Genomic DNA, 25,719 nt, shown 5'->3' on the forward strand with positions numbered 1-25,719 from the left:
TGGGGATTACTTTCTCGCGCAGGCTTTATAGTAAACGCCGGCTTGTTGACGCTGGCGGCGTGGTGTCGCGCCTGCGAATTCTTTCTCACATTCAGTCAGCCCATGCGCCGCTCGGTGCGGCCGTGCCGTGCCGTGTTCCGGCCGTACGCGACAAGGACGTTCGCCATGACAAAGATTCGGTCAAAAGCGATCAGAAAGCCCCGGCTCCTGATCACCACCCAAGACCACGCAATCCTCGCTGCGATGATCGGCAGCGCGCCGACCTCGGCCGCGGCGATGCTACTCGAGGATGAGCTCGACCGGGCTGTGATGGTCGACGAGACGTCGGACACGCGACCCTTCTGCCGGATCGGCAGCTGGGTCACATACGAGGATCACAGCAGCGGTCAAATCCGTGAAATTCGGCTGGTCCTGCCGGCGGAGGCCGATATCGACAAGCGCTGGGTTTCGATCCTCAGCTTGGTCGGCGCTTCCCTGCTCGGCCTAGCTGTCGGGGCCGAGTTCGGCTGGATCGACGACAAGGGCCGACCGCACCGGTTGAAGGTTCTGGACGTGGTGAATTCTCATGACGCGCATGCGTGCTAGTGACACGATGTTGCTGGAAGCCGCCGCGTCAGAAGCAATAAGCGCGGCGTGGTGGGAAAGGGTCGATCTGGAAGCCCGCCGCCCCGGCGAGATTCACGCAGACCTGATCTTGGGCAAGGCGGCCGAACTCGCGTTCTCTCCCATAGGCCGGGACCAGCTGATGTCCCTAGCGCTGGAGAAGGGTGTCCTAGATGCCGGCAGCGCCGAACCTCTGCTGGAGACATCCGCGCTGCCTGTGGAGCGGGCAGTGATTGCGAAGCGTGTTTTCCAGCATGCGCCGCACCGCACTTCGGAAACCGAGGCTCTGGTCGTTAGGATCGAGGAACGCATTGCGCGGCGGCTCGGCCGTGACACTCGCTACGACCTCCTCCCGCAACGAATGCGTCAGGAGGCCGCTCTGCAGGAGATCCTGTGGAATCATCCCGCCATTCCTGCTGGCGACGACATCCGCCTGGGGATGCTCTGCTCGGTCCCAAAACTGCTTGAACGCGTTGAGGCGCTCTCGGGCGATCGGCCTTGGCGGCTCTTGACCCGATGGGTCGCTCCCTTCGTCGGAAGAGGCGCATCATGAGAGGACGACACAACATTGTCGGCACAGAGGTCGGCCGTCCAAGACCGCCATTCTATGCAAGCAATCTTTCGAAGCTCCAGGTCACGAGGCCTCCGTCGACAAGGCGCTGGATCGTCATTTTATTGCTGGCTGCGGGCTTGCTCGGCCTGATTGTCGCCACTCGACTGACCTGAGCCGACGCATCGAACCGCCGGCACTCAAGACCTGTCCGCTGGCTGGACGCGCGCCATGGCGGCGACGATCCCGAAAGACCTGCCCGCTTCTCTAGCCCGTGTGGACGTCGTCTTGGCGAGGTCCACAGAACGTCTCTGCACCGAGTTCGGAGTTTATCGTGTCATTCATCCGCTTCGCCCCTCTCGCGGCAAGCCTGGCCTCTATGCTGCTGGCCATCCCGGCGCTGCCCGCCCGCTGGGCGTGGCCTGTACTCGCCCTGGCGGCGGTCCTGTCTGCGCTCGGACTATTAGACCTGGTCCAACCGGCGCATTCGGTCCGACGCAACTACCCAATCGTGGGCCGGCTTCGCTGGTTCTTTGAGGATATTCGTCCCGGCATCAGGCAGTATCTCTTCGAAGACGAGCACGAGGAGACGCCGTTTTCCCGCAGCCAGCGCTCGCTGGTGTATGCGCGCGCCAAAAATGAGGTCAGCGACCGTCCGTTCGGAACTCTTCTGGACGTGTACGCGAACGGCTACGAATTCATCGCCCACTCCACCAGGCCTGTCCCCGCAGCGGATCCCGGCTCTTTCCGTGTTTCGATCGGGGGCGAAGCCTGTCAGCAGCCTTATTCCGCCTCAATCTTCAATATCTCCGCCATGAGCTTTGGCGCACTGAGCGCCAACGCCATTCGCGCGCTCAACAAGGGCGCCAAACTCGGGGGGTTCGCACATGACACGGGCGAAGGCTCCATCAGTCCCTATCACCGCGAGCACGGCGGCGACCTCATCTGGGAGATCGGCAGCGGCTACTTCGGATGCCGCGACAACCAGGGACGGTTCGATCCCAACCGGTTCACCGAGCAGTCGGCCGATCCCCAGGTTCGGATGATTGAGTTGAAGATCAGCCAAGGCGCCAAGCCCGGCAAGGGCGGGATTCTGCCTGGCGAGAAGGTCACCCCCGAGATCGCGCTCACCCGCGGCATTCCCGTCGGCCGCGATTGTATCTCTCCGCCAGGGCATTCGGCATTCAGCACGCCCCTGGAACTCGTTCGGTTCATCGCCCGCCTGCGCGAGTTGTCCGGCGGCAAGCCGGTGGGATTCAAGCTTTGCGTAGGTCAGCCTTGGGAATTCATGGGCATTGTCAAGGCGATGCTTGAGACGGGCATTCTTCCTGACTACATCGTCGTCGACGGCGCCGAGGGAGGGACGGGGGCTGCGCCTCTCGAGTTTGCAGACCATCTGGGCATGCCGCTTCGCGAGAGTCTGCTCTTCGTCCACAACACCCTCGTGGGCGCGGGCTTGCGCGACCAGATCAAGATTGGCGCAGCGGGCAAGATCGTCAGCGCTTTCGATCTTGCGACGGTCATGGCGCTCGGCGCGGACTGGACCAATGCGGGGCGCGGCTTCATGTTCGCCATCGGCTGCATCCAGTCCCTCTCCTGCCACACGAATCAGTGCCCCACCGGCGTCGCCACTCAGGATCCGATGCGCCAGCGAGCGCTCGTGGTCAGCGACAAGGCCGAGCGCGTGCACAACTTCCATCGGAATACCTTGCTGGCCCTGTCCGAAATGATCGCCGCCGCCGGCCTGCACCATCCGAGCCGACTTGGGCCGCACCATCTCGTCCGTCGCGTCAGCCTGACCGAGATCAGACTATTCTCACAGCTGCACATTTTTCTTGAGAGGGGTGAGCTGTTGGCAGGCAACTCCCAGCGGGATTTCTATGGCGCGGCGTGGCGACTTGCACGGGCGGACAGTTTCGACATAGCGACCTGAGCCAGTGATCGATCAATGCATTTTTCGTTCTGACACGCGCGGCGGAGTCGGACCCCCGGCGGGTAAGCTGATGCCAGCGGCGAAAACGGTCCTTGTTGCCTTTCCAAACCTCCTCTCTTGGCCGACCGATCACGAGGCTATCCCCGTCTCGTCAGCCAGGGCACTCACGGCCACGCCGTCCTAAATGGACTGCCCGGGCCGGATCGAAGGCGCCGAACAGGGCGATATCCGCTCATGGCGCGTAGGCCGCGGCTTGTTCCGCGGCCTGATCCAGCGGCGGGTCACGCAGATCGAACGGGGGGGGGCGTCCCGGTGGACACTGATCTTCCAGAACGGTGGAAACTGGCGATACCCAGCGCACGCATATCGTGGGAGAGCGGCCGGTTTGCCCCGCTCTCCTGTGGGGAACAAGATCCTATCGTCCACTGATATTCTCTTGGGGCGGAAGCGGACGTTCCGCCGCCAAAGCCCCAATGACCGGATTGTCGGCGGGGGGAAGGCGCGGCCGACCGGTCGCGCGGGTCCACGACCCGTCCAGCGAGCGAATGACCGGTGATGGCGCTAGCCGGCAGTCATGACAATCCTGACGAGTTCCGAAAGGCTGCCCGCCTGCATCTTGGTCATCGCGTTCGCGCGGTAGACCTCGACGGTGCGTGGGCTGATGCCGAGATCGAAGGCGATAACCTTGTTGGCGTGTCCCTTGACCAGGCCATCGACCACATCGCGCTCGCGGGGCGACAGCGATTCCAGCCTGGCGACGAACTCGCGGCGATCGGCGTCCGCAGAGGTCGCCCTCTTAGCCTGCTCCAGCACGCGATGGATTGAGCTGAGGAGAACCTCGTCATCAAAAGGCTTTTCGATGAAATCGACGACGCCGGCGCGCATCGCCTCGATTGCGAGGGGGACATCGGCGTGTCCGGTGATCACGATGACCGGTTCAACCGAACCGGTGTCGCGGAGCCTGCGGGCGAGTTCGAGTCCGGTCATGTCCGGCATGCGGACGTCGGTCACGATGCAACCGGCCGGACGATCGTTCTCCGCGAGCAAGGCGACAGCGGACTCATGGGTCCGCGCTGTCAGGTCGGCTGTCTCCAGCAGAAAGGCGATAGAATCGCGCACGGCCGCATCGTCGTCGACGATGTGAATAATGGTGTCAGTCGTCATCGGCAGCCTCCTCCTCGATACGGGCGCGCTGAAGCGTGAAATGGAAGACCGTCCCGCCGCCCGGGTTCGGTTCGAACCAGATTCGTCCGCCATGGGTCTCGATGATGGTTCGGGAAATAGATAGTCCCACGCCCATCCCGCTCCGCTTGCTGGTCACGAAGGGCTGGAACAATTGCTCCGCGAGGTCCTGGCTGACGCCCGCTCCCGTGTCCGCGACCGAGATCCGCAACAGTTCGGTGTCGACCGGACCCGCGGCGATGAGGAGCTCCCGCGTCGGTGACTCCTCCATCGCGTCCATGCCGTTGCGGATCAGGTTGAGCAGAACCTGTTGGATCTGAACCTTGTCAGCCAGAACGCGATCGGCGGAGGATTCGATGTCGAACCGCACCCGCACGCCGTGTTCACGCGCGCCGACGAGCGCCAGCGCGCTGGCCTCCTCGACGAGCTTCGGCAAGTCCTCGATGCGTCGCTCCGTTTCGCCGCGGGACACGAATTCGCGCAGCCGCCGGATGATGACACCCGCCCGCAAGGCCTGATCGGCCGCCAGATCAAGAGCGCTGGCGATGCGATCCTCGCCGAGGTCCCTCGAATCCAGGAGTCTCCTTGAGCCCTTCAGATAGTTCGAGATGGCGGTAAGCGGCTGGTTCAGTTCGTGCGCCAGCGCCGAGGCCATCTCGCCGAGGGCGGTGAGCCGGGAGACCCGCACGAGGTCGCTCTGCAACTCCTGCATCCGGGCCTCGGCCTGCTGACGTTCGGTCAGGTCGCGGACGAAGCCGGTGAAGAAGCGGCCCTCGGCGGTGCGCATCTCGCCGACGGCGAGCTCCATGGGGAAGGTAGAGCCGTCCTTGCGTTGGCCGACAACGATCCGTCCGAGACCGATGATGCGTCGCTCGCCCGTTCTGTAGTAGCGCTGCAGATACCCGTCATGCGCCTCACGGTGGGGCGCCGGCATCAGAACACTGACATTCTGGCCGATCGCATCGCCGACGGACCAGCCGAACAGGCGCTCCGCTGTCGGGCTGAAGGCGCGGATGAGACCGGCGTCGTCGATCAGGATCATGGCGTCGGGAATGGTGTTCAGGATCAGCCTGAGATGGGTCTCCCGGGCCGAGAGGTCACGATGGGCGCGCTGGAACCACTCACCTCCGAGAGTGACCGCCGCCGCCACTCCTAGGAACAAGGCAGCCTCTAACCCGAGGGCCGGGTTGAGGGGCGAAAGCAGTAGCCCGGCGCCGAGACCGATCAGGGCCGCTGCGGTTCCGGACATCCAACCGCCCAGGGCCGCACCGACCACGACCGCCGGGACGAAAACCAGAAACGCGCCGTGGTCACCGATGCGCTCGCCGAGGGCGGCGCGCAGCCCCGCGCCGGCAAGGGCGACGACCGCCGCCGCCGCGACCGCCACCCATGGCGAGGCCGGTCGGATGAGGGCCGAGGGCGCGGTCTCCGGGGACTGAAAGGCTCGCATCGATGCTCCTTGCCCCGTCCAGCGGGCGCCCGCGCCTCCGGGATTTCCCTTAGGGCGAAGACCCGAATACCGGCGTCGGGCGGTCGCTTCTACACCTGTCGCATCTTCAAGACGCCGCCGCAGCGGCCCGGAGCGCTCTCCGGATCACCAGGAGCCAAGGCCATGACCGCCCCCCTCGTCGATCTTTCGATCCATCATCAGCCCAAGGGACTGTCGGACCGGGTCGCCTTTGGCTTCACCAAACTGCTGCGCTTCTGCGCCGACACCTTCTTCGCCAAGCGCTACGGCCACCGCGCCGTGGTGCTGGAGACCGTCGCGGCGGTGCCGGGCATGGTCGGCGCAACCATCAACCACCTCAGCTGCCTGCGCCGGATGTGCGACGACAAGGGCTGGATCAAAACCCTGATGGACGAGGCCGAAAACGAGCGCATGCACCTGATGACCTTCATCGAGATCTCGAAGCCGACCCTGTTCGAGCGCTTCGTCATCGTGTCGGTGCAGTGGGTATTCTATCTGTTCTTCTTCGGCCTCTACCTCGTTTCCTCGAAGACGGCCCACCGGGTGGTCGGCTATTTCGAGGAAGAGGCGGTGATCAGCTACACTCACTATCTGGCCGAGATCGATGAGGGCCGCAGCCCGAACGTGCCGGCCCCGGAGATCGCCAAGCGCTACTGGGGCTTGCCGGACGACGCGACGCTGCGGGACGTAGTGCTGGTGGTCCGCGCCGACGAAGCGCATCACCGCGACGTCAACCACGGCTATGCCAACGAGCTCAGCGGACTGCCGATCCAAGCTGTAGCCCCATGCCCGCCGCATGCGGCGTTGGAGCCGACCTGGAAAGCAGCCGCCTGACCTAAGCCAACCGCGTCTAGCCCTCCCGTTCCGCTCTCACGGGAGGGCTTTTCGATGTGGACGGTGTTCCTTTTCGGCTGCGAACGACCGAACGCAAATATCCAGTTTCCGGCCATGACTGAATGTCCGCTTATGGCGCAAAGCTGCCGGTCCTCCTTAGTGCAGAGTACCAAAAGTGCACTGACGGCGCTGTCCGGCGATCGCCACGCGCCCGATTCTGACGCACCTTAAGTTCACGCTGCAGCGCGCCGTGAGTGCGCAGATCGGGGAGTGCATGGATCTAGAAGAGATGGCCACCACCCTTGAAGCGAGCGGCGAGTACCGAATTCTGCGCAAGCTGCGACCGCGACCGGCGATCGACCTAGCCAGCGCCGAAGGCCTTAGAACGGGCCTCTTCGTTGACGTTGAGACGACAGGCCTGAACGCGCGCGACGACGAGATAATTGAGCTCGCGATGACGCGCTTCTTCTACAGCGCCGACGGTCGGGTCCATGGCGTCGGCGAGAGCTTTCAAGCATTTCGCGAGCCCTCGAAACCTATCCCCGCCGAAGTGACCGCTATCACCGGTCTGACCGACGCGATGGTCGCTGGCCACGCCATTGATCCGGCGGAAGTGGCGGCCTTCGCATCAGGTGCGGCCTTCGTCGCTGCGCACAACGCGTCGTTTGATCGGCGCTTTCTCGAGCGGTTCTGCGACGTGTTCAGAACCAAGCCTTGGGCTTGCTCAATGTCGCAGGTCGATTGGGCAGGGGAGGGGTATGAGGGCGTCAAGCTTGCGTATTTGGCCAGCTCAGCGGGGTTCTTCTACGACAAGCATCGCGCGGTGAACGATTGCGCCGCAGCCATCGAGCTGCTGTCGCTGCCGTTGCCTAACAGCAAGACGCCAGCACTGTCGCTGCTGCTCGAGGCGGCGCGTCGCCCGACCTGGCGTGTCCGAGCCGAAGGCGCGCCGTTCGATCTCAAAGATGTTCTGAAGGCGAGGGGCTATCGTTGGGACGACGGTTCGACCGGCGCGCCGCGCGCCTGGTTCATCGACGTCAGCGATGCCGTCCGCGACGAAGAGCTGCGCTTTCTACAGACCGAGATCTATCAGCGCGAGGTCGACCTTCGGCCGATCAAGATCGACGCCTTCGATCGCTTTTCTGAACGGTGCTGATACTGGGCGAAGGGGATTGCGCATTCGCGCCGTGGCAGGCGGTCGCGGTGCTCTAAGGTCACGCTTGGCTCGCGATAGCATGCCAACCTGGGAGGGAGGCAGAAAGGTCTGCACCTGCAACGTCGTGCAGCCTCGCTGGTCCGTGTGACGATGGCCGCTTCGCCGGTACTGCTCGACCAAACTGTAGGCTAAGGTTGTGCTTTGTAATGAGTCTGGCGAGCGTTGATTTGATGTACCTTGACAATGGGCAGACTGGTCCGACTTCCGCATTCATACGGTGCCTTTCCGCGGTGTGTCGTCTTAGTCCGATCACCTAACTCCTATGACCATCGAACCTTCTGCGGCTGCTGCCGAAGATGCGCACCTCGCTGACGACAGTGGACGTCTTGGAGAGCTGCGCGCCGCCTGGGGAGTCGCTGCTGGGGCCCCGATCGTGGTCGTTGGCCGCTTGCTCAGGCGCGAAGCACATAACGCCTCGTTCTACCTCCTCGAAGACCTGGAGCATCCCGTTAGCGGCGTTGGCCTGGCCTATCCGACTCAAGAGTCTCCTGCGTCAGCGTATGTTGCTCCAACCACTGCAAAACGTGTTCTCGAGCAGACGGACCGACATGGCGAGACTGTGTGGGCCCTAGCCGAACTGGTGCTGTCGCCAGCAGAAGAGCGCAGGAAGCGTCGTAACCCTCATGGGTGCATGGTGCGGCCGGGCACGCTGCGCCTGCTCGAGGAGATCCCGCCGGACTGGGGAGCAAACGTCGGGAGCGGCGAGCCCATTCGACTGCTCGCGGCCTCCGCCCGAGAGGCGCTTGAACGACATGCACTCAGCCGGCTGGCAGAAGCCGATGAGGCGCTGGCTGCGGTCCGCGCTGCACGCGACAACCAGCAGAGATTACTTGAAGAGGGAACACGTGCGCTTGCGTCGCTGGCAGATACGATTTCCGAAAAAGATGAGCAACTTGACGACCTCCACGAAACAATCGCCCTAGAGACCCGCACAATGGAAGAACGTTTTGGGCGTCTGTCTGACCTTTTAAGTAGGAGGGGGGATCGGCTGGTGGCGCTCGGTCTGATCGACCAGGACGATCTTGAGGCGTTACAGCCAGGGACAGTTCCGGCAGTCGTCAGCAGCGAATCTAGGTTTTCCGGCGACTATTCCGAGCTTGCTCCGCTGCTTCAGGCTAAGCTTCGAGACGACGGGATGCTGTTTGCCCAGGCTCAGCTCCGCGACTTTGTAGCCCTCCTCCGAACCCACGACCTGGTCGTACTGGCGGGTGACTCCGGCACAGGCAAAACCAGCCTCGTACGAACGGTTGCTGCGGCCATCGGCGCTCGCTGCTCAATTATTCCGGTTAAACCTAATTGGTCGGGACCTGAGGACTTGCTGGGCTATTACAACCCTCTGCAGCGAAGCTACCACTCAACGCCCTTCTTGCAGGCACTGCAGCGGGCGGAGGCCGAACCGGACAGGCTGCATTTCATCTGCCTCGACGAGATGAACCTTGCGCGGGTGGAATACTATTTCGCAGACTTTTTGAGCCTGCTCGAGAAGCGTTCAGAGCTTCCGATCATCCCGATCCATACCGCAGATGAGGAAAGACATACCCTAGTCGACAACGGCCTTTTCCTGGTGCTTGAAGCGGAAGCGCGGCGTCGTGCGGGCCTGGCCGACAATGCGACGCTGGAAGACCTGCTCCGGGATGAGACTGCGAACCGCATACTGCACCAGCTGGGTGGATTCACGGATGCGGAATCGGTTCTTTCTCATCACGGGCGTCTGCGACGGGCACTGACCGCGAGCATCAGAACGCCGACGGAGTTGAAGTTCCCAGAAAACGTCAGGATTTTTGGTGCGATCAACGTGGATGAGACCACGCATTATCTATCGGCCAAAGTCCTAGACCGAGTGCACGTGATGCGGTTCACCAATCCGTCACTAACCGACTGGGACGCACTAGAAGCCGAAGCAGATGCCTACCCAGAGGCCGAGCGCTCTCCGTCGTTGCGCCTCGAGCCCGAACAGCTCGGAGTTCGCTCAGACTACCCAGCCTTCGACCGCAGGAAGCCGGAAACGGCGTTTCTGCTGAAACTTGTTCGCGACTATCTCGATCCTCTCGGTGTCGAGTTTGGCTTGCGTGCACTTCGCCAGTCGCTTGGCTATTTGGAGGCGGCCACGCTCGCGGGCATCGACCCACAGACCGCTCGCAACAATGTCATGCTTCACAAGGTGCTCCCGAAGCTGACAATGGATACATCCCGCATCGGCGCGAACGGACTTTCTCGGCGAGAGATCCTAGTCAGCCTGAGAGACTACCTGGATACTGGTATTGACCGCGCAAAGCTCTCGCCTGGTGCTGATGACTGCGTGGCGATGTTGGATCGTCTGATCGCCGCCGCGGAAGGCAATAATGGGATCGCCAGCTATTGGCTTCGTTGAAGCGCAACGGCATTGCGGCCCGATACCTTCGCATTGAGTGGCAGGGGCCCGGCCGCGCGCGAACTGTCGAGTGTGCACCGGAACCAGTGGAGATCGACATCGGGTTGGACGATGGTCTGCGCCTGGAGGTTGACATATTCCCGCACGACCACGTCTGGCTTGGTCTGCAGTTCAATGGCGGGTTGGAAGACGCCGCTCCGGTCTGGAAGACGATTGACGGAAAAGATGTTCCGCTGCTCTCCGTCTGTGACGACGGCACACGCTGGTGGGTCGCAGCTACGGACTGGGATGTCGAGGCGAAGCGACACCATAATCTACTAAGTCGAAGTCTTGGATCGTTCCGAATAGAGGGCAGCGGTGTCGTGCTGGACGTCGTCGTTGTGCTTCATGAGCGCGGACGGGTTGTACTTGAAGATTATCTACGCGACTTTCAGGACGACCTCCTGTGGCTCGCGCTCGGCTTCGACGGTGCGGGTGCCGTCGACGCTCCGGACAAGCCACTTGTCGCCGCGCTTGATGCCTTCGCCGCTGCGGCGGCTGGCATAGCCAGATCTCCAGCGACCGTAGTCCGGGAGCGCATAGCGGAGGCACGGGCCGGTCGCCTTCGCCCCAACGCCGCGACCTTTCGCCGGCACGCCCGTGATCCGGAGGCTTCTCGCCTGCCGGGCCGATTGGCGGAAGAGTGCGCCGACACACCAGATAATCGGTTCTTGAGATATATGGCGGGAGTCTGTCTCAGCCTCGCCCGTGGCCTCGGCGGGACCGCCGGACGCCAAGCCAATGTTCTTGAAAGGCGCGCTGTCACTGAATCCCTACGCGCGGCAGCCTTCAGCCGGCTTGAGCCAAGACGTGTCGACCCGGGCGTGTTCGACAATCAGTTAGCCGAACTGGAAACGGGTCTTGCAGATGTACGGCGCTCAGTGGGCGAAGTTCAGAGCGTGACCAATGCACCGGAGGGACGGTTTCCGATCCGCATCGGAAACGGCTTCGGTAAAAAGCCCGGCCACTACTTCTACGACCGCCTAGGCGATCAGCCATCCGGTGGCGTGGATTTTCGAGTCATGTGCATTCCTCCGGCGGTGGAAAGCGCAATTTTAGCCGTCAGGCACTTCTGTCGGGATTTCACTTTTTCCGGCTCCGCAGAATCGAGCGTCAAAAAGACTAGCAACGATCGGCCCTACCGCTTTCTCGACCTTAGTCGGATAGCCAAAGTCGAGCCGGATACAACGGCCGTTGATAACAAGCGTCTCAAGCGCGACGGGCTGGCGCGAAACGGATGGTTGGCGCCGCTCAGCTCAAGAGAACGACTTGAAGCTTTGGCAGCGTCGCGTACCGCCGAGCGTCGTGGTGCCGTGCTGAAAACCATGGCGGACCGGACAAATCGGCTCGCTGCGGCGCTGGATCGCTGCGCTTCTACACTTGTCCGAACCGAGGCCGAACTGGCCAGGCGCGGGGTTGGGCGTGATGCGCAGATGCCCACGGGCGTACGCTACAGCATGCACCCCGGCTATGCGTCCTGTCTGTCGGCCTTTCGAATGGTGGAAACGCTTGCGCGCGGCGACGGGTTGGGGACGAGCGCTCTGGATGCGGTCGATCGGGTCGGCACGCTGCACGCAAGTGCGCTTTACGAACGGTGGTGCCTTGTAAAAATCCTCGCCGTCCTCGTGGACGACTATCGGTTCGAGGCTGAGCGCGACTGGAAGGAGCGGCTCATTTCCGCGGTGACGGGTGCGCCGGAACCGTTCGCGCTTAGGCTTTACCGACCCGATATCGAACTAGGCGCGGTCCTTGAAATCCAGCCGCTGTTGAAAAATGGGCGACGGCCGGACTTTCGTCTTCGGTTTGCACACGTCGCACGCGACGCGCTGGGAGCGGATGATGGTGCTCGCGCTGAGTTCGACCTTTGCTTATTCGATGGGGTTACGGGGCTGGTTGCTGACGCCAAGTTTCGCACTCGGTGGCGCGCCGGGGAGCTTTCAGACATCGCCGCGGCGCTGGTCAGGGAGAAGCGCTACGACCAGGAAGGCGATCGCGTTTTCGTGCTTCATCCCGTGCCCACCGCAATGTCGCGGCCTACATCTCCGCTCGATTGGGGACCGCACTGCGACTATGGACATAATCGGGGAGAGAACCATCGCAGCGGCACGGTTCTCCTCGCGCCGGCCGCTGGTGAAGGCGATGCGCGCAAGCACCTTCGTCGATTGATCGGGTTAGAGCTTCAGGCGCGGTTTCCTAAACCAGAGCCAGTCGCTTGGGACGTCAGTCCAAGGCTGGAGTTCGAAATCGCGGCCACCGACCGCTCCGAGAGCTGTCCAAGAACCCGCGGCTCCGGTCGCGCCCAGGCGTCCGAAGACGCCTGCTCGTGCAGACAGACTGGATGGTCAAGCGCGAGCTTCTGCCTTGCATGCGGCGAGAAGCACGCGGTCGGTCGCATCACCGCGACATGCACCTCAGCAGGGCAGCGCTATTGGACCTTCAGCTGTGAGGCCTGTGGGTTTCAAACCAAGCGCACTCACTGTTACGGTTGTTCGGCCGTTCTATTTAAGAACTCTCTCGAATATACTTATCACCGAACAGCAGCGGATCAGATCACGAACGTGATTTGCCCAGACTGCGGCAAGTATTTTGATGAGGAGTGGGCTGCCGCTTCCCAGAGCTAGGATCAGATTATGGATAGGAGATCCGCATCTGTCACTCACAGGTGGTTCCGAAGGTTCCCCTCGCTGATTTCCCCTGTGCAGGTCGCCGTGAGCGCGGCTTCCTCATTGGTACTTAAGGTCCGCATTGGGCGGTCAGTGCACATCAAGACAAAGACACTGAGCGAAAAACGTTCTGTCTGTAGATCAAACCCACCTAATCGGCGGCAGACTCTGTCGGCGGCGGCCCTAGAGCACGCGCCGAGCTGTTTCGGCCACGTGGTCGCGTGCGATCGTTCGACCATTTCCGAAAATCTTGAATCGGCTGAGGTGCGGCAACGACAGTACGACCTGACCAGCGTTGTTTCGGTAGGTGTCGATTGTCTGCGGCCCCCAGCCTGCGGCGGTCGAGCTCTCTAACGTCGCGCCGATCAGCTGAGCGATTTCTTCCCCAGCTCGCTTGCCGAGCGACACGAATACGCGTGCCCGCGACTGCGACAGAACCCACCGCCATAGCTCTCGGCCAAACGCGAGCGCGCCCCGCCGGTCGGGCAACCGGTCCCAAGACGGGCTCCGAAAAGGCACCAGGTTGGCGGCGAAGACATCGCTCGCCGACACACCGAGCGCTTCGAACAAGGACCGCACCTCGACCTGCAGATGGTGCTCGCCAGCTTCGAGACCACGCCAACTCTCATCGACGTAAGCGTTTTCGCCGTTTTGATAGTCCCACTCATTTGGCGGATCGAGCTGGCTGCCGCCGGGGTTCAAGCCAATCAGAACGACCTTGGCCGACGTCATTCGAGCTGCCGGCACGTACATGAATGACCATCCCCAACGCTGAGCTGGCGCGATGAGCTGTCTGCGCTCGTACTCAAGTTGAATGCGCTCGGCATCCATCGGCGTCTCCACTCTAGTCATGATCAGACCGCGCTCGCCATTCGGTCGAGCAGCTCGGCTTCCGTCAAGATGGCTATGGCCTGTCCATTCGCGATGAGTTCTTCGGCTTTCAGGTGTTTCGAGCTCTTGAGCTTTCCCGCGAACGTCGATGGCTCCTGAGCGCCCAATACCAACATCGTCGTGCGTCGATTAGGTGACGGCGACACGGCGCCGCCGGCCGCGGCGATGCGATCGGCCATTTCGCCGCGAGACACCGACAAGTCGCCCGTGATGGTGATGCACTCGCCGGCAAGCACGCCGACACCGGTGCGGTCTCTCTTGACTGAAGCGCTCGGCACGAGGGACCGTCGATCAAGCTCGCTGAACCAATCGTTGAGCTGAATTCCTGTGTGGTCGATCGCTTTGACAATGACCATGCCTGCCGCTCGCGCGTCGCTGAGCGCGTCGTGGTGCTTGAGCTCAAGGCCCAAATGCGAGGCGAGAACGTTAAGGCGATGGCTGGGAAGCTCGGGCCAAGCGCGTCGCGCGACCTTCACGCTGTCGAGCCAGCGCGCTTCGAGGTCCCGCTTGCGATGTAAGGCGCAAGCTACCGATAACGCGCCGCGGTCAAATGCCGAATGCGCGACGGTGATGCGCCCGTCGAGATGGCTCGCCAGCGTGTCGTGCAGCGAGCCGAAGTGCGGTTTTCCGCGGACGTGGTGGCGGTCAATGCCGTGAATGCCGACGTTAAAGTGGTAAAAGTCGTCGCGGGGATCGACCAACGTCTCGTATTCAAAACTGACAGCGCCCGCCGTAAAGCCTACGACGCCGATCTGGCAGATGCTGCTGGTGCGAGAGCATGACGTTTCGACGTCGATGACGACGAAATCAGGGGCGGACTGCGCCTGCTCGCGCGTCGTCGCGGCGCGTTGAGATGGCTCGGAGCGGTTGCCGCCGAGCACGCGATTGATCCAACTCATTTCGTTTCCCCCCAAACCCGAGCAACGCCGCATTTTCTAGCCGCGCTATGTCAAACACTGTCGCAAGCCCGACGACCGTCGCAATCAGCAGATGACAGACAAGCGCGATTCAGCGCTTGTGCACATCGCTTGGTTGAAGTTGGAAACTTCTCGATGGCTGAAGTGAATACGTGTGGCAGCGGGAGAGGGGGCGAGATGCAAGTTTATGACGACTCGGCGATCGACGACGCGTTCGTCGAGGACGCCGGTGCTGTGTTGGACCCGGATGATCACTACAAACTGCTCGAAGTCGCGAGCGGCCGCACCGCCATACCCACTGAGAGCGATCTCCACTGGACGTCTAGCCAACACTATGTCGGGCGCTTCTGGGTCGTTCGCCCTCGTCACGGCCAGCCCGAAATCGTGAGTTTTCGCCGGGCCTTTAAGGATGCTGAGCTTCTCGACAACGAGTTTCTCGCCCTAGACCCCTACATGTCGTTCGACCGTTGCTGGGAAATGTTGGGCGACGACGAGCAGCACCTCACGCCGCATCAGCGTAGCTGCGTTGAAAGCGCGCGAAGCAACTATTGGCCGCGCGGCTACGTCGAGTACGTGCCTCGTCTTCGAACCTGGTTCATGTCGGTGCCTGCCGAACTTGTAGACGACGAAGCTACGCTGCTCGCCGTGCGCCAACGGTTCGTGATCGATCCAACATGCTGTCGCGTCGTCGCCACGAGCAACTAATGCGCCCGTATTTCAACTTCGTAGCATTAAGACCGGAACGAGCCGCATGAGTCAGTCGAAGCCAAAACCGTTCGCGCGCGGTCTCTCCGAGGTTCAGATGGCCGGACTCGCGCGTGCGATGGAGTTGCAGCGGCACTGGTGGAGGGATCTACTCTATCTGTGGCGGCCAAGCGGTCATGAGACGGGCGACTACGGGCTGAGGCTTGCCGTTCGCGACGGGTATCTGAACTTCTACCGAAGGGGGCAGTCGGTCGCGCGCGTTGCGTTCAGCAAGGGTGGTGAGCCGCATCTCTCGGTACACGCCAAATATGTCGTCAGCGACGCTGAGCGCAGCCTACCGAACCTGCGGTATGCGCGTCTGAAGACGACCGAAATCACGCACGCGAAATCGCCTTCGCGAAATTACGACGGGATCGATTCCCTGAAGGCCTGGATCAAGGTGGTCGACGCCCACTTCACTAAAGAGGGTGACGAGAAATCGCTCGTAGATCAGCTGCTAAGCGTTTCCGAAAACAGCGGCGTGATCGATCTCGAGATGGCACTGCCGGCATGGGAAGAAAATAAGTCCGCCCCGCGAATGGATCTAGTCGCCATAGAGGGATCCGCAGACGGGCTCGAGCTCGTTTTTGGCGAAGTCAAAGTCGTTGGAGATCCTCGGGTGCGTTGCTCGGGACAGAACCTGACGGTCAAGCCGGAAGTGATTAAGCAGCTCTCTCAATACCAAGCATATCTAGCGAAACCGGCGCACCGCGAGGCGATCAGCCAAGCCTATTTGAACACCGCCAAGACGCTTGTTGAACTGAACAAGATGGCAGGCACGCTACGCGCCGCGATGCCTCTTGGGTCGGCGATAGTGGAGGCGTCGGTGAGCGACCATCTCGCTGTCCCTCAGCATGCCATACTCATCGTGATGAGCTGCGGAGATTTCAGCGAGACTCGTTGGGACCTGCATCGGCAGGTACTGAAGGCAGAGGTCGATCTGCGGATGGTCGAGCTGGGAGCACCAGGTCCAATGAACCTCGGAGTTCTTGTTTGACAATTCGTCTCACCGTTCACCGCGCCACCGACCAAATCGGCGGCAACTGCATTGAGCTCTCGACCGACGAGGGACGGATCATTCTCGACGTCGGCCGACCGCTCGACGCGCCCAACGATGCGGTTGGCTTGCTACCCGCGACGCTCGATCGCGAGCGACCGCTGGACGGCGTGCTGATCTCTCACCCTCACCAGGATCACTACGGTCTGCTCGAGGAGACGCCGGCGCACTGGCCGATTTACAGCGGGGCGGCGACCGAGCGGTTGATGCAGCTGACGGCGGGGATCTTCGGCCAACCGATGCAGCGCGACTTTCGGTCGTGGACGACCGGTCAGGCTAATCAGATTGGACCGTTCAAGGTCACGCCGTACCTGACCGACCACTCTGCATTCGACGCGCACATGCTGCTGATCGAGGCAGCGGGCAAGCGGGTGCTCTACTCAGGGGATTTCCGAACACACGGTCGCAAGTCGAAGCTGGTCGAGCGTCTTATGGCGTCGCCGCCAGCGGATCTCGACGTGCTGCTGATGGAGGGGACCAACCTCGGCAGCGACAAACCATGCATGACCGAGTCCGATCTCGAAGACGACTACGTCGCTCTGTTTCGTGCGACCAAGGGGAGAGTGTTTGTCGCGTGGTCGGCACAAAACATCGACCGCACGGTAACGCTCTATCGCGCGTGCCTGAAGACCAAGCGCACGCTGGTGATCGATCTCTATACGGCTGAAGTGCTCGATGCGTTGGCGGCGCATGGGCGACTACCGCAACCGGATTGGGCGTCGATCAAGGTCGTGATCACCAGTGCGTTCTCGCGTCTGTACAAGCGCAAGGGCGACGAGGCGTTCGTGACGCGCATGGCGGCCAACGGGATCTCGGCCAAGGCTCTGGCGCAGTCGCCCGAGAAATGGGTGATCATGACGCGACCGTCGCTCATCAAAGACTACGAAGCGGCAGGCGTCACGCCGACGGCTGACGAGGCGTGGAGCTACGCGATGTGGCGCGGCTATCTCAAGAACGAGGATGGCCAACGGCTGCAAAACTGGTTCGACCAGGGCGGTGCGACCGCCAAGCATCTGCACACCAGTGGTCATGCGTCACCGTCTGATTTGCGGGCATTCGCCAACGCGATGAAACCGAAGACGATGGTGCCGATACACGGGGTGGCGTGGGACACCGACGCGAAGGGGTTTCCCCCGATCACGCGACTGGTCGACGGTCAACCGCTCGAGCTGTGAGCGCCGAAACCAGCGCTCAGGGTACATTCAGTCAAACGCACTCGACCGCAGCGCAACGATACGTCCGATTCTGACGTATCTCTGATTTAGAGTGCGACCGTCGCTTGGCGACCGAGCAGGGGGATATAAGGGTATGTTCGATGATCATGAAGCGCTGACGCGCGCGCGAAATGCCTATGCGTACGCGCCGCTGCGGCTCGTTCGCTCCGAAATTGCAGGCGCTCAGGCGGCTCTCTGGGACATGCCGGTCCAGTTCGCAGGGCCGCTCGAGTGCCAGGCGTCGGCGTTCGCCTCGTGGCCGTCGTGGGACCTGGATCAGCACCACGCTGGGCTGTTGCGATCGCAGAATGATGATGACGTGCTGCTTGGCGTGGCGTCTGTCACCTTCTGGGGGTTTGCGCAGGGGAGGGGCGGTCGGCTCACGACCGCGCGGGCGCTCGCCCGTGCAAAAAACATCGCTGGTCTCGGCCAGCGTAAGGCCGACGAGGCGAGCACCATCGTCGAAAAAGTGCGCATCTTCTCAGCTCATCTCGACCGAGGAGACCGACAGGCGGCCATCAACGAGGCGATGTCGCTGCAGCATCATGGTTTAGCGTTTGCTTCGAAATTGCTCGCGTTCGCGTCTCCTGAGACGGCGTGCGTCTACGACGAGGTGATCTCGCTGCGTCTCGGCGCTTCGGACGACAACCGGCTAAGGGCCCTGCATGTCTCCACTGCCGGCAAGCATAGGCTCGCCGAAAAAGCGTCGGCCTATGCAGGGTGGGCTCAACTCTGCGCTTCCAAAGCGAGCGATCTCAATCGAGACGGGCGCCTCTGGCTGGATTGGGATGGTTCAGAACGCAGCTGGCGCGCGGTCGACGTTGAGCGTGCGTACTTTGGACTTGGACGCCCCTCAGCACCATCGGGCGAACTTACAGTCGCCGAGCGACGCGCATGAAGACCGACACGTTCGAACTGAAAAGCGGGTGTTGGTACGGATGGATCGAGGTGCCAGCGCATGCGTCTCGTTGGCCGGTAGGGCCGATTCTTCTAATTGAGATCAAGCCACTGAAGACCGGGAACGGCTTACTTGAGCTGACGCTCATCAAACCTGTCAACCCCGGCGGTGCCGTCCGAACCAACCTGGTTTTGCAGGTGATGCAACGTGAAGCTGACCACCTTGTCGCGCGCTGGTCGACCAACGGCCAATCGGTGGCGGTCGTGATCTGCGAGGTCACGCTTGATTGGATGGGGAGCTACTGCGGTGAACACCTGCGCCGCAGACCGGTCCAAGGGCCCCAACTTATCATCGAAGACCAAGCTCCGGTGGAGCAAAGCGCGGAAGAGCATTTTATGCGCGTATTCGGCGCTTCGCCTGAGGCCGTCCTGGCGGGGGCGACACCCACGAGTTTCCCTGCCAACGAGCCGACGTTGCCGTCGCAGTGTGAGAACTTCGACCTAAACCGCACTTACGACGAGCTAGATTCCTGGTTCATCGGGCGGGGGTTCACACCGACTGCGATGGAAGAGAAATGGTTCATCTATCTCGCCGAAGGGGTGCTTACGTTTCGACGGAGTTGGACTGGCATTGTGATTTATGAAGTGGAAGCGGAGTGGCGAGGCGCGCAGCTTAGGCTCAGCCGAGCGAGGGTGAACCGCGATCCATCGCAGTACGGCGAAACGGACACGGCATTCGATCACCACCTGCTGCTCTACATCATCGACGTCGTGCTGCTCGGCAAAGAAGCGATCTTCCCGACTAAGCCAGCCCTGGAGCCGGATGGATCTGCGCTGCAGGCGTGGTCGATCGTCGGCAAAGCGTCGCTCTAATGATGCTCGATCGTTCAGCCGAGAGGGCCCACGGTGCCGGCCTTGGCGCATACCATGAGAAGCTCAACACCTTTGTGAGCGCAGTTCCGCCCAGTATGGGCAGTGGACCTCCGGCGTTACGAGCCGTTGGACCCATTCTAAGCTCACGTTCGAATCGCATTCAGACCGTAGGTTAAGGGGGCACATTTGTCTCGGCACAATCCCTATCATCAGAACGCCCCCGCAACCCTCGACGCCGCTCGCCGCTGGCGCGACCGCAGTCTGCTTTCCGACATCTCGGTGTTGGCGGAACGCCGCTTGTGGACTCATGAGCTATTGGTCGAGGTCGACGCGCACTTCAATGGGCGACCGGATGCGACCAAGGACCGCTTTCAGACCAAGCTTCAGCGGCAGTTCGCAGACGCTTCGCCTGACGCCTGTCAACTCGTCGCTGAGATGCTGTGGGTCATGAACTTGTTCCCTAGCAACATCGGTCCCGAGTCGAAGCGCGCTGCGATCATGGATGCTTGGGGGTGGTCGGGTGAGACGCTGGCGGATGACCATCCAATGCTGGATCGGAGCTTGCTGAAGGGGATCGGTTCGGCAGGGCCGGGGTTCCTTGCGCATAGGCCGCGGGAGCTCAGGTTCTTCATCAACGCGATGCTGGCCTTTAAGGCGCTCTCCGAGACCGACCAGCGTGAGTTGCTGGCAGACGCTTGGCGTTTTGCCGAATGGCTCGATGGCGTACCGGATGAAGGCTACCGGCAGCTGAAGCATATTTTGCCATTCTTGCTCTTCCCTGATGAGTTCGAGCGTATCGCCAGCCCAGGCGACATTCGCCGGATTCTGACCGGCCTTGGCGGACATGATCGTCGGGCGCTCAAGCAGCTGTCCAAAGTGGAATTGGACCGTGCCATGCTCGAGCTCCGCCAGAAGCTTGAGACCACCGCTGGGACGCCCATAGACTTTTACGAGGAAGTCTATCGTCAGGTCTGGTCGCCGGCGGAGGCGCTGCCTGAGCTAAAGGCGGAGTCCCGGAAGGTGGAGTGGGCTGCGCCGGATACTGTTTCGGACCACCGCACGCCTCTGAACCAGATTCTGTATGGACCGCCTGGGACCGGAAAGACCTACCAGACGATCGACCACGCGCTTCAGATCCTCGATCCAGCATTCGCTAGCGCCAACGAGAGTGATCGTGAGGCGCTCAAAGCGCGCTTTGATGACCTCACCTCAGCCGGCCGCATCCGTTTCGTGACCTTTCATCAGAGCTTCAGCTACGAGGATTTCGTTGAAGGCCTACGAGCTGAAGTGCGCGCCGACGGTTCGATTAATTACGTCGTCGCTGATGGGGTGCTGAAGTCGTTCTGCAGAGCGCTCGAGGATGTCCCCAAGATCGAGACCGGCACGAAGTTCGCCAGCGGATATGTCGTAACTCGTTCAACGGACGAAATCCTCTGGCTTGAGAAGCCGAATGGCTCGAGCTTGCCGCTGCCTTGGGCCATCATCGACGAGCTAAAATCGCTGGTGGACGAGGGGACGATCACGCTCGCAGACGTGAGAGAGAAGACGGTGTTCTCTCGCGTCGAGGATAGCCGGCTGGAGAAGTACATCGTCAACGGCTACAACAACGTTCTCCCCCACATCCTCGAAGCCATTCAGTCGAAGACGGCGGCGGGACCACACCGGCCTGGCGTGCTCATCATCGATGAGATCAATAGAGGAAATGTTTCGAAAATCTTCGGCGAGCTGATCACGCTCGTTGAACACTCGAAGCGCGCTGGCGCGAGCGAGGCACTGAGCGCCGTGCTGCCCTATTCGAAACAGCCGTTTAGCCTCCCGAGCGGTCTCCATATCATCGGCACGATGAACACCGCGGATCGCTCGTTGGCGACCGTCGACATCGCTCTTCGCCGACGCTTTGTGTTCGTCGAGGTTGAGCCAGACTCGCGCAGCTTAGAGGGTGTGGAGATAGCTGGCGTAGATGTCAGCAAGCTTTTGGACGTCATGAACGCACGGATCGAGGCGCTGCTCGATCGCGATCATCGCCTCGGCCACGCATATTTCATCGGGCTGACGGCGGACGATGATGTTCGGCAGCTAAAGCAGGTGTTCGCGACCCAGATCATCCCGCTGCTGCAAGAATACTTCTTCGATGATTGGCAGCGCATTCGACTGGTTCTGAACGACCATCGTAAGGCGGCGACGTCGGATCGCTTCATAATCGAACAGGAGGGAAGTGCGGCCGAGCTGTTCGGAGACGGCAACCTTGAAGTGCCGACGGCTCGTTCGTGGCGGGTCAACCCCGAAGCGTTCGACCGCCCGTCCGCCTATCAGTCCATCATCGGCTAGTTGCACCCCCATGCCGACAGTTCGTGAGTTTGCTCGACTGACGACCGATGTCGTTGCGCCTACGCTCGATCACGTCACGATAAGCCAGTCTGCGTTCTGTTGGCTTGCAGACCATGCGACGCAGGGCGCTGAGGGCGCCGGCCTGGTGAGCTTCGACAGCGCACGAACTCTGAAGGTCGCCAACTACGTAGGTGTGATCGACACCCCTTGCGGAACACGGCTGGAGATACTGCCGAAGTACGCGGTTGATGAGGAGGATACTGCGGAGGCGCGCCGTTTGATGGTGCGCATGATCGCCGAGGCGCTCAAGTTGACGCCGCGGATCGGTTCGCTCGCCGAGATCGAGACCTTCAGCGTGCCTCTGCCCGAATGGCTGGCGTCGCGATTTCTCGATGAAGCATCGTTGTTGATCAAGCGGGGGCTGAGGCAGAGCTACTATCGCGTCGACGACCGAGGGCCATTCCTGCGCGGCGCGTTGGACGTGCCGAGACAAATTCGAGCTGGACCAGCGGGTGCGCACCTCGTCGCGCATAGACACGACGTCTATTCGTTCGATCGGCCCGAAAATCGTCTGATCCGGTCAGCGGTAGAACATGTGCTGCGTTCGACGCGTGTCAGCGACAATTGGCGTCGGGCGCATGAGCTCTCGATTCTGCTTAGCGATGTGTCCGTGAGCCGGTCAGTCTCTGCAGATCTTAGCGCCTGGTCGCCGGACCGATTGATGGCGGACTATGCGGGGATCAAACCGCTGTGCGAGCTCATCTTGCTCAGACAGACGCCGTTTGCGGTATCAGGACGCCACGAAGGGTTCAGCATGCTGTTTCCGATGGAACGGCTGTTCGAGAACTACGTGCTGGCATCGCTGCGAAAGGGGGCGCCGCCAGGCATTCTGATCGAGTCGCAAAAAGCAGATCGTCATCTGTGCGAGCACAAGGCGAGAGGTCAGTTCAGGCTCAAGCCAGATATCCTCGCCTCCGATGGCCAGGAGACTTGGGTCATCGACGCTAAGTGGAAGCTTTTGGACGTCCAGGCGAAAAACTATCAGCTGAGCCAAGACGACTTCTACCAGCTGTTCGCCTACGGCCATGCGTACCTAGAGGGTCGGGGAGAAATGTTCCTCGTCTACCCGCGCACGGCCAGCTTCCCGGCGACTCTCGAGCCCTTTCATTTCTCATCCGAGCTCAGACTGCACGTGGTTCCGTTCGATCTCTTCGACCGCACCGTGTCGCTGCCCTTCCTAGCACCCGAACTCGCCGCCCACCCGGTACGCCACTGAACCTAGTAGGAAGCTCCGCTTTGCAGCAGCGTGTGCCGGTCCCGATTCGGCTCGCTACCGAGGTGCCCGTGTGCGCCTTCGTGCCGAAGGGGTGGGCGCTTGAGAGAGGTGAGTATGACCGCGTACGTTCTACGTCGAGGCAAGGCAGAAGCATTCGGTTATCCGCTCTCGGATGATCTTCGACCAGACTTCGTGGTCACTGCTGGTTCGACTGCTCTGCGAGACGGGCCAGCGAACGTAAAGCGCGGCAGGGAGAAGCGAGACACCCTCGTCAGCCAAGGCGTCCTGGCACCTCATCCGACGGATGCTGATCTCTACATCTTCAGTCGCGATCATCGGTTCGATAGCCCGTCGGCGGCCGGCGATGTCATCAATGACGGCAACCTGAGCGCACCGAAGTTGTGGCGCAATACGGCGACACGGGCCTCGTTGAAGGACGACCTCGACCAAGGACGCGCCGTGGTGCTTGAAGAGGTTCGTCTAAGCGCGGCCTCCGCGGATCACCAGGGAGCGGCCGCGGATTCCCCCGCCAACGACGATCTGCAGCTACCTCCGTCTTCAACACTCTCAGGCGACCTGTTGGCTGAGTTGGAGACCAAGTACGGAGCGGCGGCTCCCGAGGTGAGAGAGAAGGTCAGTCGCTACATCGAGCGCGGACCGGTGGGCGATTGGGTGAAGAGAGCAAACGGTTATCGCTGTCAGGTTTGTGAAGCGCTGCAACTCGATCCGATCGGGTTTCGGAAGCGCTCAGGTGAACCTTATGTCGAGGCGCACCACGTCATGCCGGTATCGAAGGGTGAGATAGGTTCGCTCGCGGCATCGAACATCTTGACCGTCTGCGCCAACCATCACCGTCAGCTGCACTTTGGTCAGGTCGACGTGCGTATCAGCGCGCAGACGTTCGAGATCACTCTCGACGGGCAGCTTCTGAGCATCACGCGGCCGGCGATCGACGTATCACCAGCTGAGTCGATAACCGCCGAAGAGTGCCGGCGCGCCTGATAGTGCACATCTAGACAATCGCACTGAGAGGTCACCTGGCCCAGCCCATCGTTGGAACGCACTGTCTGTTTTGGAAAGAGAAGCAGACAGAGCGTTCCAAAATCGGATGACCGACGCTCAGCGGTGTCAGCAGACGTCGGCAAGTGCCGCGCTAGATCCTCGGCCTGTAAGTGGCAGCCAGCCCTCTGTTTCTGGCGGTACCGTGACGCTGATCGTACGCGCGTTGCTAATAGCTGCCACAACTGGACACGAGTTTTCCCAAACGTCGGGCGAAGTCTCGTCCGAGGGGTCGTAGAAGGTCATTCTCACGAATAGGCCACCATCGTCGGCAGCCTCCATGATCGCACTCATTGGGCGAAATGATTGGTCGTCGACGTTCAAGCTCACCTGAGCCGCAATGTTACGTCCGAAAAAGCGTCGATGCGCAGCGACGTACTCAGCATCATAAGTGCCGAACTCATAGACAAACTCGATCGCGTTCATCGTCGGCGATGACATGCGTCCAACCGTTAGACCTGCCCAACCGCCTTCACTGTCAGTGCGCGCACTGCCGCCAAGCCCCTCCTCAGAGGCAGCCCACCGTCCGTGACTGATGTACTCGTCATCTTCGGGAAAGGTCTGCGCATGCGCGCCGTTTGCAAAGAGGAGCGTCGCAGCGACGATTACCAGTCTCAGGATCATTGATTGTCCCGCCTCATGACCAGAGCGGCGACCAGCCGCCCCTCCCAGTCTCCAGTGCCTGAAATCAACGGCATACAAGTTAAAATGGAGTTCAGGAGGCGTGTCGTCCGCCCCGTGATGTCGGCAAACGTTGGTACGGTGGGCGCGTTCGATTGGACAGTCGCGGTTCTGCGGTATGATTTGCAGCAACAACACCACATTGCCGAACAGTCGACACGCTGCAGCTTGAGCTTAAAAAATCACAAACAAAACATCATCAGACGCGCAATTTCTGACTTTATGTTTGTGTTTCTAGTACCAGCTTTAGGATGTTCAAAGCGAAGCTCAGTGCCGTTCGCATTGTAGCCCTTTTCGCGCTTGCGCATGTCGCTGCTTTCAACTTAGACATAGAGAACGGCGGTTCGGGGGAATCGCTTGAGGGGCGAGCATGTCATCAAAGGTTGTGCGTGGGCGGTCGGTGGCCATGCTGGTCGCGGTTGCGGTCTTGGCTGCGGTTGTCGGTTGTTCGAGAGAGAATGAGGCTTCGGAGCCGCAAGCCGTCGAGCAGCCAGAAGCCGATCTCGAGCGTACCATCTCGAACATTCGAACGTCGCTCGCAGAGAAAAACTATGGCGAGGCGTCAACGCTCGCCAAGAGCGCGCAAGTCACGTTTCCAGCGTCTCCAGACATCCACCTTCTTGCCGCGCAGGCGGAGGGGTATCTCGGCAACTCGGGCAATGCGGCGGCGGCGTTTCAGCGCGCAATCGACAATGGTCTGTCCGAGCCCGGCGTTGCACTGGCGAGCTCGGCGTTTGTGAGCGTTCGCACCAGCGACGCCTTTGCAGACCTTCGCTCGAAGCTCCAGCCAACAGCTGCGCGAACGAACTACCGCGGAGCAAACAACGCGCGTGAAAGCATCCGCGCCGGTGACGTCGAGATCGTAGAAGATTCCTCGGGTGGCTACGTCCGCGCCGGCGACGTCGTGCTCGAACTCCAATAGA

21 protein-coding genes are annotated in these 25,719 nt (G+C 61.3%); 16 read left to right on the forward strand and 5 right to left on the reverse strand.

Features of this window, described 5'->3' with window-relative positions; all coding sequences use genetic code 11:
- Positions 1 to 102: 102 nt before the first annotated feature.
- The 3 genes from KAK88_RS08525 (at position 103) to KAK88_RS08535 (ending at position 3,086) form a co-directional block, all read left to right on the forward strand.
- The gene (locus KAK88_RS08525; RefSeq protein ID WP_122465647.1) at positions 103 to 585 is read left to right on the forward strand and encodes a GreA/GreB family elongation factor; all 483 of its coding nucleotides are present in this window, start codon (positions 103 to 105) and stop codon (positions 583 to 585) included.
- A gap of 7 nt (positions 586 to 592) precedes the next feature.
- Entirely contained in the window at positions 593 to 1,156 is a 564-nt protein-coding gene (locus tag KAK88_RS08530) for a hypothetical protein (protein WP_242076320.1), read from the forward strand.
- 376 nt (positions 1,157 to 1,532) lie between these two features.
- Positions 1,533 to 3,086, forward strand: a complete 1,554-nt coding sequence (locus KAK88_RS08535; RefSeq protein ID WP_242076321.1) for an FMN-binding glutamate synthase family protein — start codon at positions 1,533 to 1,535, stop codon at positions 3,084 to 3,086.
- 561 nt (positions 3,087 to 3,647) lie between these two features.
- Here KAK88_RS08535 and fixJ read toward each other — a convergent pair.
- Complete coding sequence (fixJ, locus tag KAK88_RS08540; RefSeq protein WP_242076322.1) at positions 3,648 to 4,250, reverse strand: response regulator FixJ; 603 nt, start codon at positions 4,248 to 4,250, stop codon at positions 3,648 to 3,650.
- Positions 4,240 to 5,718 (reverse strand): two-component system sensor histidine kinase NtrB, encoded by a 1,479-nt coding sequence (locus tag KAK88_RS08545; RefSeq protein ID WP_242076323.1) that lies wholly within the window; start codon positions 5,716 to 5,718, stop codon positions 4,240 to 4,242. Before KAK88_RS08545 ends, fixJ begins: the two co-directional genes overlap by 11 nt.
- Positions 5,719 to 5,880: 162 nt before the next feature.
- Between KAK88_RS08545 and KAK88_RS08550 the strand changes: the two genes are divergently transcribed.
- From KAK88_RS08550 to KAK88_RS08565, 4 genes are all read left to right on the forward strand, one after another.
- Complete coding sequence (locus KAK88_RS08550; RefSeq protein ID WP_242076324.1) at positions 5,881 to 6,570, forward strand: alternative oxidase; 690 nt, start codon at positions 5,881 to 5,883, stop codon at positions 6,568 to 6,570.
- Positions 6,571 to 6,859: 289 nt separating this feature from the next.
- The gene (locus KAK88_RS08555) at positions 6,860 to 7,726 is read left to right on the forward strand and encodes a 3'-5' exonuclease (protein ID WP_242076325.1); all 867 of its coding nucleotides are present in this window, start codon (positions 6,860 to 6,862) and stop codon (positions 7,724 to 7,726) included.
- Positions 7,727 to 8,048: 322 nt separating this feature from the next.
- Entirely contained in the window at positions 8,049 to 10,157 is a 2,109-nt protein-coding gene (locus KAK88_RS08560; RefSeq protein ID WP_242076326.1) for an McrB family protein, read from the forward strand.
- Positions 10,158 to 10,243: 86 nt separating this feature from the next.
- Positions 10,244 to 12,817 carry a hypothetical protein gene (locus KAK88_RS08565; protein WP_242076327.1) on the forward strand — a complete coding sequence of 858 codons (2,574 nt, stop codon included), beginning with the start codon at positions 10,244 to 10,246 and terminating at the stop codon, positions 12,815 to 12,817.
- A 225-nt stretch (positions 12,818 to 13,042) separates the two neighbouring features.
- Here KAK88_RS08565 and KAK88_RS08570 read toward each other — a convergent pair whose 3' ends face one another.
- Together KAK88_RS08570 and KAK88_RS08575 are read right to left on the reverse strand one after the other, a co-directional pair.
- Positions 13,043 to 13,690 carry a uracil-DNA glycosylase family protein gene (locus tag KAK88_RS08570; RefSeq protein WP_242076328.1) on the reverse strand — a complete coding sequence of 216 codons (648 nt, stop codon included), beginning with the start codon at positions 13,688 to 13,690 and terminating at the stop codon, positions 13,043 to 13,045.
- A 23-nt stretch (positions 13,691 to 13,713) separates the two neighbouring features.
- A complete protein-coding gene (locus tag KAK88_RS08575) occupies positions 13,714 to 14,649 on the reverse strand; it encodes an exonuclease domain-containing protein (protein WP_242076329.1) in 936 nt (311 codons plus the stop codon).
- Between the two features lie 153 nt (positions 14,650 to 14,802).
- Here KAK88_RS08575 and KAK88_RS08580 point away from each other — a divergent pair, with 153 nt between their 5' ends.
- From KAK88_RS08580 to KAK88_RS08615, 8 genes are all read left to right on the forward strand, one after another.
- Complete coding sequence (locus KAK88_RS08580; RefSeq protein WP_242076330.1) at positions 14,803 to 15,372, forward strand: hypothetical protein; 570 nt, start codon at positions 14,803 to 14,805, stop codon at positions 15,370 to 15,372.
- A gap of 46 nt (positions 15,373 to 15,418) precedes the next feature.
- Positions 15,419 to 16,408 carry a hypothetical protein gene (locus tag KAK88_RS08585; protein ID WP_242076331.1) on the forward strand — a complete coding sequence of 330 codons (990 nt, stop codon included), beginning with the start codon at positions 15,419 to 15,421 and terminating at the stop codon, positions 16,406 to 16,408.
- A complete protein-coding gene (locus KAK88_RS08590) occupies positions 16,405 to 17,643 on the forward strand; it encodes an MBL fold metallo-hydrolase (protein ID WP_242076332.1) in 1,239 nt (412 codons plus the stop codon). Before KAK88_RS08585 ends, KAK88_RS08590 begins: the two co-directional genes overlap by 4 nt.
- Before the next feature lie 133 nt (positions 17,644 to 17,776).
- Positions 17,777 to 18,580, forward strand: a complete 804-nt coding sequence (locus KAK88_RS08595; RefSeq protein WP_242076333.1) for a hypothetical protein — start codon at positions 17,777 to 17,779, stop codon at positions 18,578 to 18,580.
- Positions 18,577 to 19,452: a hypothetical protein gene (locus tag KAK88_RS08600; protein WP_242076334.1), complete on the forward strand. Its 876-nt coding sequence runs from the start codon at positions 18,577 to 18,579 to the stop codon at positions 19,450 to 19,452. The genes KAK88_RS08595 and KAK88_RS08600 overlap by 4 nt, the downstream gene beginning before the upstream one ends.
- A 186-nt stretch (positions 19,453 to 19,638) precedes the next feature.
- Positions 19,639 to 21,780, forward strand: coding sequence for an McrB family protein (locus KAK88_RS08605; protein WP_242076335.1), 2,142 nt, complete (start codon positions 19,639 to 19,641; stop codon positions 21,778 to 21,780).
- A gap of 10 nt (positions 21,781 to 21,790) precedes the next feature.
- Positions 21,791 to 23,056 carry an McrC family protein gene (locus KAK88_RS08610; protein ID WP_052247838.1) on the forward strand — a complete coding sequence of 422 codons (1,266 nt, stop codon included), beginning with the start codon at positions 21,791 to 21,793 and terminating at the stop codon, positions 23,054 to 23,056.
- Between the two features lie 114 nt (positions 23,057 to 23,170).
- Positions 23,171 to 24,058 carry a hypothetical protein gene (locus KAK88_RS08615; protein WP_242076336.1) on the forward strand — a complete coding sequence of 296 codons (888 nt, stop codon included), beginning with the start codon at positions 23,171 to 23,173 and terminating at the stop codon, positions 24,056 to 24,058.
- A 126-nt stretch (positions 24,059 to 24,184) separates the two neighbouring features.
- On the opposite strand, the gene KAK88_RS08620 is transcribed toward KAK88_RS08615, so the two are convergent.
- Positions 24,185 to 24,739 carry a hypothetical protein gene (locus tag KAK88_RS08620; RefSeq protein WP_242076337.1) on the reverse strand — a complete coding sequence of 185 codons (555 nt, stop codon included), beginning with the start codon at positions 24,737 to 24,739 and terminating at the stop codon, positions 24,185 to 24,187.
- Positions 24,740 to 25,202: 463 nt separating this feature from the next.
- On the opposite strand from KAK88_RS08620, the gene KAK88_RS08625 reads away from it, so the two are divergent.
- Positions 25,203 to 25,718 (forward strand): hypothetical protein, encoded by a 516-nt coding sequence (locus KAK88_RS08625; protein WP_242076338.1) that lies wholly within the window; start codon positions 25,203 to 25,205, stop codon positions 25,716 to 25,718.
- Position 25,719: the final 1 nt, after the last annotated feature.

The sequence above is a fragment of the Brevundimonas diminuta genome, assembly GCF_022654015.1.
GTDB classification, from domain to species: Bacteria; Pseudomonadota; Alphaproteobacteria; order Caulobacterales; family Caulobacteraceae; genus Brevundimonas; species Brevundimonas diminuta_C.

Coding starts and splice junctions, on each gene's coding strand:
- KAK88_RS08545 (WP_242076323.1), bottom strand. CDS start 5,718: ATGCGAGCCTTTCAGTCCCCGGAGACCGCGCCCTCGGCCCTCATCCGA.
- KAK88_RS08570 (WP_242076328.1), bottom strand. CDS start 13,690: ATGGATGCCGAGCGCATTCAACTTGAGTACGAGCGCAGACAGCTCATC.
- KAK88_RS08610 (WP_052247838.1), top strand. CDS start 21,791: ATGCCGACAGTTCGTGAGTTTGCTCGACTGACGACCGATGTCGTTGCG.
- KAK88_RS08600 (WP_242076334.1), top strand. CDS start 18,577: ATGAAGACCGACACGTTCGAACTGAAAAGCGGGTGTTGGTACGGATGG.
- KAK88_RS08525 (WP_122465647.1), top strand. CDS start 103: ATGCGCCGCTCGGTGCGGCCGTGCCGTGCCGTGTTCCGGCCGTACGCG.
- KAK88_RS08585 (WP_242076331.1), top strand. CDS start 15,419: ATGAGTCAGTCGAAGCCAAAACCGTTCGCGCGCGGTCTCTCCGAGGTT.
- KAK88_RS08550 (WP_242076324.1), top strand. CDS start 5,881: ATGACCGCCCCCCTCGTCGATCTTTCGATCCATCATCAGCCCAAGGGA.
- KAK88_RS08595 (WP_242076333.1), top strand. CDS start 17,777: ATGTTCGATGATCATGAAGCGCTGACGCGCGCGCGAAATGCCTATGCG.
- KAK88_RS08535 (WP_242076321.1), top strand. CDS start 1,533: ATGCTGCTGGCCATCCCGGCGCTGCCCGCCCGCTGGGCGTGGCCTGTA.
- KAK88_RS08575 (WP_242076329.1), bottom strand. CDS start 14,649: ATGAGTTGGATCAATCGCGTGCTCGGCGGCAACCGCTCCGAGCCATCT.
- KAK88_RS08530 (WP_242076320.1), top strand. CDS start 593: ATGTTGCTGGAAGCCGCCGCGTCAGAAGCAATAAGCGCGGCGTGGTGG.
- KAK88_RS08615 (WP_242076336.1), top strand. CDS start 23,171: ATGACCGCGTACGTTCTACGTCGAGGCAAGGCAGAAGCATTCGGTTAT.
- KAK88_RS08555 (WP_242076325.1), top strand. CDS start 6,860: ATGGCCACCACCCTTGAAGCGAGCGGCGAGTACCGAATTCTGCGCAAG.
- fixJ (WP_242076322.1), bottom strand. CDS start 4,250: ATGACGACTGACACCATTATTCACATCGTCGACGACGATGCGGCCGTG.
- KAK88_RS08625 (WP_242076338.1), top strand. CDS start 25,203: ATGCTGGTCGCGGTTGCGGTCTTGGCTGCGGTTGTCGGTTGTTCGAGA.
- KAK88_RS08580 (WP_242076330.1), top strand. CDS start 14,803: ATGGCTGAAGTGAATACGTGTGGCAGCGGGAGAGGGGGCGAGATGCAA.
- KAK88_RS08620 (WP_242076337.1), bottom strand. CDS start 24,739: ATGATCCTGAGACTGGTAATCGTCGCTGCGACGCTCCTCTTTGCAAAC.
- KAK88_RS08560 (WP_242076326.1), top strand. CDS start 8,049: ATGACCATCGAACCTTCTGCGGCTGCTGCCGAAGATGCGCACCTCGCT.